Below are 5,689 nucleotides of genomic sequence, written 5' to 3'. Positions count from 1 at the left end.
GCCTTTACAGATAGGTTTGTGCAACAAAGCCGATAAGGTGTAGAACTTTAAATTTAGTTTAAGAAAGCTTAAAACCTTGTAACTTTTTATTGTTAAAATATTAATATTTGTGTGGGTGAAGGTTATGCTATGTAAATTTAAAATAAGAGATTTCAAATAGATTAAATAGAAAGCTATATTCTATTAATTTAAATGCTATTTTTTAAATACATAAAATAATATATAAGGTTTAAAAAATATAAAGCTTTTTACACTGGAAATACATCATAAAAATAATGTGCGCAATATAGTAGAGACTACTTTTTAAAATACACAGATGCTGTATTTAAAAAGAAAATCAATATAATTTTAAGAGGAATAAGAAGATGACTAACCCAAATAGACCTGAAATTGATCGTGAAGTAGTTAAAGATTTACCAAAAGAACAAAGAGATGATTTAAATGCTGATCCGATTACAGGTGAGCCAGGTGCTCATCCTGTTGGTACAGGTCTTGGAGCGGCTGGTGGTGCAGCAGCTGGTGCGGCAGTAGGTGCTGTTGGTGGTCCAATTGGCGCTGTTGTAGGTGGTGTAGTCGGTGCTGTCGTGGGTGGTTTAGCTGGTAAAGGTGCAGCAGAAGCAGTCAATCCAACAGAAGAAGAAGCTTATTGGCGTAGTACAGCAAATAATACTTCTTATTATGCAGACACCTTAAATACTTATAATGATCTAGATTACGACAAAGATTATCACTCAGCTTATCATCTAGGTTATACAGGTCGTAGTGAATATCCTGCTGAAACGAGCTTTGAAGATGCGGAACATGACTTAAAGTTGAAGTGGGAACAGGTGAAGGGTACTTCACGTTTAACTTGGGAAGAAGCGAAACATGCTGTACGAGATGCTTGGAATCGTGTAACTCATTAAATGATAAGTTAAAAATACAGTATTTTAGCGACTGCTGTTCCAACAATACAATAAGAAGAATCTCAACAGGGATTCTTCTTATTTAAATTATTTTTAAATAAAAAAGCAGCTTCAAATATTTTATTAAATAAATTTATATCAACAAATAGGTCATTAGTACGATGCTATATTGAACAGCGTTATTTTTTTAATGAAAAATAACATAAAAAACTATATTTAAATCAATGTTGAAAATATTTTTATGTGAATTTTATTTTATATTTCCTTTATCAGTGTCATGATATAATCTGAACCAAAACTTATTTTTATCAAGGTTTTATTGTTATGCCGCAAATGATTGTTGAATATTCAGACAATATTGATCAACTTGATCATCAAGATTTAATGTTAAAGTTGAATCATGCTTTGTTTGATACAGGTTTAGTCGATCATCCTTTTAATATCAAAACACGTATTCGTGCAAATCAGGATTTTTTAATTGGTTTTGGTGATAACAATCAAGCATATATTCATGTGCGTTTAGGAATGATGACTGGGCGTACGTTAGAACAACGTCAATTCATCTCAGCGCAATTACTTGAATGTCTGAAAAATTTTGAAAATTATCAAGCTGTTCATTTAGAAGTACAATTATGTGTAGAAATTGCTGAAATGCCAAAAGAAGTCTATGGAAAAACCAGTATTTTGAAATAAAATTGATATCATTTAAAAGTAAAAGGGATTTAAGTTTTTAAATCTCTTTTATTAAAAATAATAACCATTGATTAATAGAGAAAAAATATTGTCCAAAATGGAAATATAAAAAGGAATATGATTGCTCATATTCCTTTTATTTTTGTAGTTTGATTATGATTAGAAATTATATTCCATACCTACGCCAACCACAGTTTTCTTATCTTCAGCTTTCCAATCTTGTTTTTGCTGTGCTAAGACACCATAGAAACGCGTTTGTTTGTTAAAGTTATAGTCAACACCTACACCATATTGATCAATTTTACGGTCTGCCATGCTATCAGCTGTCGTTTCAGCAGATTGATATTGTGCTTTTAATGTCACAGGAGTATCTGGAATAGTATAACCCGCAGTAATTGCCCATGCTTGCTCTTCAGCAGAAGCCGCTTCAGGCTTGAGTTTTGCCGCAGCTAATGCAGCAGCAGAAGGCGAGTCTGAAAGTTCAGCATGTTGCCATAATGCACCGAAGACTAAACCTTTAGCCCCTAAAGCACCTAAGTCTAAAGAACCCGTAACACGATAAGCATCAGATTCAACATCTTTTAAGCTAAGTGCCGCATAGTCACCTGGAACTGCAAAGTTACCCGCAATTGCAGCAGCTAAGCCGATGTCTTTATTTTCGTAAGTAATTGACGTCGATACACCACTAAAGCTGTCATTTTCTTTTGTTGTATATTCGGTTGAATTATGTTCGCCTACAAGCGTCATAAGGTTAAATTGTAAACCTGGAATAATAAGGTTTTTATCTGTTTCAAAACCAACAACGTTTTTTAGACGTTCTTCACCATGCATCATTTTGGTAATGTCTAGGTTTGTATCATCATTGAAAATATCTTGATATTTACCAGCAGCAGTTTTGAAATAAGAATCGTAGTTACCTGCTTTTACTGTACCAATGTCTTTAAATTTAAGACCTAAGAAGCGGTTACGAGCGCTCCAATCTGTATCTGAACCTGATCCATCAGTTGAAACTGCCCATTCTGCTTGATATACAGCAGCAATATTATCAGTTAATGCTTCTTCACCCTTAACACCAATACGAGAAGCATTTGAATTTAATTGAGTTTCATCGTTGTCTGCAAAATCGTAATTTTGAACTTGATTTAACGAAACATTGAGCTTACCGTACAATGTTGGCGCTGCTTGCGCTGCGCTTAAGCCGAATGATGCAACTGCGGCAGCGAGTAGCACTTTTTTCATTGAGATTTCTCCAAATCGATTCTGTCGGGCATGAGCCTGTCACTTTTTTATATTGAGTAAGCAAGAAACAAATTTTTACGAGACTTACTCACTTGGATGCAGTATCTGCAAACTTTGTTACAAATGGGTGAAGACCAGATGACATTTTGATGACGAAAAACCAAATCAATCAAAAAAATTACTAAAATAGACAATGAATACAAATAAAAAAAGAGGCAATAGATGCCTCTTATTTTCTCTATTAAGAGATGCTAAAAATTAAAGAGCGGCTTTAATTTTTTCAGCTAATGTTTTAATTTTTTCTTGATCACCTAATTGTGCTGCGTGTTTACCGAGTTCATGTACTGAGCTTGGAATCAAGTGAAAATGTACATGTGGTACAGTTTGACCTGCTGCAGTACCTGATAATTGCATTAAGACAATACCTTCAGCACCAAGTGCTTTTTCTATTGCTTTGGCAATTTTTTGTACAATCTGAATGGTATATGCGGCAGCATCAGGGGGTAAATCAAGTAAGGTGACTGCTGGGGTTTTGGGGATGACTAAAGTATGACCATCGGCTTGAGGCATAATATCCATAAATGCAAGAACATATTCGTCTTCATAAACTTTGATTGCTGGAAGTTCATTACGTAAAATTCGTGCAAATATATTTTGATCATCGTAAGTCATCTTTTACTCCTTGCTAAATGACTGTTTTAACGTATTAATTATTACTATAACAGCTATTTACAATTTAGTTCTTTTTGACGAGCTGCTATTTGATCAAGCTTTTGCTGTTCTTTATCTGAAAACTTAGGTTTTGAGGTAAAGCAATTATCATTACCAAATTTAGCTTTAGCTTCAGGATCTTTAAAACAAAAACCTTTCGATGCATAAATGACATTATAGTCATCTTGGAGTTTTTTACATTCTTGTGCAGGGTCTGCTGCAAAAGTAGATGAACCGATCAGCATTGCTGTTAAGCTAAGTGTTGCAACATAAAATTTTTTCATGAGTTAACCTCAATTGGACATATTGGATTGTCACTTATCATTTAGATTATAGGGGACAATCTTTCATTTTCAATGATGAAAAATTATTCGAGTGTAATTTTACTCCATAATTCATTCATATAGTATGTAATACTATTATATATCAATAACTTGTTAGTTTAACCTTGAAAAAACAAATATTTATAGAAGCTCGTGTTTTGCCTTATTTTGCTTCGTTTTGCTTTATTTTGCTTTTTTTGTCGATTTATTTACGCCTTGATTTACGCCATAGTGAATTTAGTTAATTGAGGTGTAAAACATGGGTACCGTCACATCACGACAGCTTACAGATGGCACAATCAAATATCGTGCTGAGATCCGTATCAATCGTAAGGGATTACCTGCTTATAAAGAAAGCAAAACATTTGCATCAAAGAAGGTTGCAAAAACTTGGCTAGTTAAAAGAGAAGCTGAGATTGAAGAAAATCCAGAGATTTTATTAAAAAAAGATATCACGATCATCGACTATACTTTACATCAGGCAATAGATAAGTATTTGGAAGAAGTGGAAAGTGTATATTGTCGATCTAAAATACTTGCACTAAAACGATTAAGAAAGTTTCCAATTTCAAAATGTAAAATTCAACATATTAGTTCTGATCATTTATCTCATCATATTAAATTACGTAGAGCGGGTAGCGAAGATTTAGGATACAAACCGAATAAGCCAACAGCGATCCAAACAGAAATTCTCAATATGCGTAGTGTATTGGTGCATGCCGCTGTCATGTGGAATGTCGAAGTTGATCTCAATACCTTTGATCGTGTTACTGCGCAAATGCGTAAAACAAGACAACTGGCACTCGGGGGATCTCGTGACAGGCTACCCACACCAAAAGAATTATTAAAATTAACCAAATACTTTATAGAGAGATGGAACCGACGTGCAAAAGGTAGTGCTTACCCAATGCATTTAATTATGTGGTTTGCAATTTTTTCATGTAGACGAATATCAGAAATTTGTCGTTTAAAGCTCAGTGATTATGATGAGTTTAATCAGTCTTGGCTTGTGAAAGATTTAAAAAATCCAAGAGGATCTAAAGGCAATAATAAGGAATTTAATGTGCTAGAGCCTTGTAAGGCGATTATTGATTTAGCAATGAAACCTGAATATAGGAATCGTATGTTAGAGCTAAATTATAGTGATCAACTCTTGTTTCCAGTCAACATTAATACTTTGGCAAAAGAATTTAGAGAAGCTTGTAAATTACTGAATATTGAAAATCTTAAATTCCATGATTTAAGACATGAGGGGTGTACGCGACTTGCTGAGCAAGGTTTTACAATCCCTCAATTACAACAGGTGAGTCTACATGAGTCTTGGAAATGTTTGCAGATCTATGTTTCTGTAAAGAAAAGAAAGGACATCCTACAAATTGAAGATGTGCTACACCTTATCGGTGAAGTGTAGCGTAATCTTTTTTAGCGATCTCATATTTTTGATTGAAAAGTACTGCAAGTTCACGAATATGTACAAAATAAGGTGACTTTTGACTTCCATCTAGTCTAAAACAGGAAAAGGGAAATTCCTGTTTACTAGCGCGTTCATAGATTACTTTTTTTGTCAGGTGAGGGTAGTACTCTTTACATACATCGTCTAGTTGTATGACAAGTGTTTTATATTTTAAAAATAAATAGTCTTCAATCGTAAAATTCTGAGTCATCATTAAATCATCTCCAAGGTAGGTAATAACCTACCAACTCCATACGCTAAAATTAATAAATATAAATCCATTCACGACTAATAAAATTTCAAGGAAAAACAGAGTCCATTCCATGTCTTCTCCTTAGGCTGCAAATTTCAAATAATTTGCGCTA

General features: G+C 33.8%; 7 protein-coding genes. 3 read left to right on the top strand and 4 right to left on the bottom strand.

Annotated elements, in window-relative coordinates; genetic code table 11:
• Positions 1–365 precede the first annotated feature (365 nt).
• Positions 366–905 (top strand): hypothetical protein, encoded by a 540-nt coding sequence (locus C9E89_RS21240; protein WP_107010124.1) that lies wholly within the window; start codon positions 366–368, stop codon positions 903–905.
• A 324-nt stretch (positions 906–1,229) separates the two neighbouring features.
• Positions 1,230–1,598, top strand: a complete 369-nt coding sequence (locus C9E89_RS21235; RefSeq protein ID WP_107010125.1) for a 5-carboxymethyl-2-hydroxymuconate Delta-isomerase — start codon at positions 1,230–1,232, stop codon at positions 1,596–1,598.
• A 159-nt stretch (positions 1,599–1,757) separates the two neighbouring features.
• Here C9E89_RS21235 and C9E89_RS21230 read toward each other — a convergent pair whose 3' ends face one another.
• The 3 genes from C9E89_RS21230 to C9E89_RS21220 all read right to left on the bottom strand — a co-directional run bounded on the left by C9E89_RS21230 (position 1,758) and on the right by C9E89_RS21220 (position 3,832).
• Positions 1,758–2,837 carry a porin gene (locus C9E89_RS21230; protein ID WP_107010126.1) on the bottom strand — a complete coding sequence of 360 codons (1,080 nt, stop codon included), beginning with the start codon at positions 2,835–2,837 and terminating at the stop codon, positions 1,758–1,760.
• A 258-nt stretch (positions 2,838–3,095) separates the two neighbouring features.
• Entirely contained in the window at positions 3,096–3,509 is a 414-nt protein-coding gene (locus C9E89_RS21225; RefSeq protein ID WP_107010127.1) for an HIT family protein, read from the bottom strand.
• Positions 3,510–3,562: 53 nt separating this feature from the next.
• On the bottom strand, positions 3,563–3,832 hold the full coding sequence (locus tag C9E89_RS21220) for a YARHG domain-containing protein (RefSeq protein ID WP_107010128.1): 270 nt from the start codon (positions 3,830–3,832) through the stop codon (positions 3,563–3,565).
• Positions 3,833–4,130: 298 nt separating this feature from the next.
• Between C9E89_RS21220 and C9E89_RS21215 the strand changes: the two genes are divergently transcribed.
• Positions 4,131–5,282 carry a tyrosine-type recombinase/integrase gene (locus tag C9E89_RS21215; protein WP_107010129.1) on the top strand — a complete coding sequence of 384 codons (1,152 nt, stop codon included), beginning with the start codon at positions 4,131–4,133 and terminating at the stop codon, positions 5,280–5,282.
• Here the strand turns inward: C9E89_RS21215 and C9E89_RS21210 are convergent.
• Positions 5,266–5,538: a pyocin activator PrtN family protein gene (locus C9E89_RS21210; RefSeq protein ID WP_228199096.1), complete on the bottom strand. Its 273-nt coding sequence runs from the start codon at positions 5,536–5,538 to the stop codon at positions 5,266–5,268. The genes C9E89_RS21215 and C9E89_RS21210 overlap by 17 nt on opposite strands.
• Positions 5,539–5,689: the final 151 nt, after the last annotated feature.

Origin of the sequence: Acinetobacter sichuanensis (assembly GCF_003024515.2) — a bacterium.
Classification (GTDB): Bacteria; Pseudomonadota; Gammaproteobacteria; order Pseudomonadales; family Moraxellaceae; genus Acinetobacter; species Acinetobacter sichuanensis.
This window is presented reverse-complemented; position numbering and strand designations above follow the sequence as displayed.

What these genes read in the sequence shown, in the direction of transcription:
- C9E89_RS21235 (WP_107010125.1), top strand. Translation starts at nt 1,230, where the DNA reads ATGCCGCAAATGATTGTTGAATATTCAGACAATATTGATCAACTTGAT.
- C9E89_RS21210 (WP_228199096.1), bottom strand. Translation starts at nt 5,538, where the DNA reads ATGATGACTCAGAATTTTACGATTGAAGACTATTTATTTTTAAAATAT.
- C9E89_RS21215 (WP_107010129.1), top strand. Translation starts at nt 4,131, where the DNA reads ATGGGTACCGTCACATCACGACAGCTTACAGATGGCACAATCAAATAT.
- C9E89_RS21240 (WP_107010124.1), top strand. Translation starts at nt 366, where the DNA reads ATGACTAACCCAAATAGACCTGAAATTGATCGTGAAGTAGTTAAAGAT.
- C9E89_RS21220 (WP_107010128.1), bottom strand. Translation starts at nt 3,832, where the DNA reads ATGAAAAAATTTTATGTTGCAACACTTAGCTTAACAGCAATGCTGATC.
- C9E89_RS21230 (WP_107010126.1), bottom strand. Translation starts at nt 2,837, where the DNA reads ATGAAAAAAGTGCTACTCGCTGCCGCAGTTGCATCATTCGGCTTAAGC.
- C9E89_RS21225 (WP_107010127.1), bottom strand. Translation starts at nt 3,509, where the DNA reads ATGACTTACGATGATCAAAATATATTTGCACGAATTTTACGTAATGAA.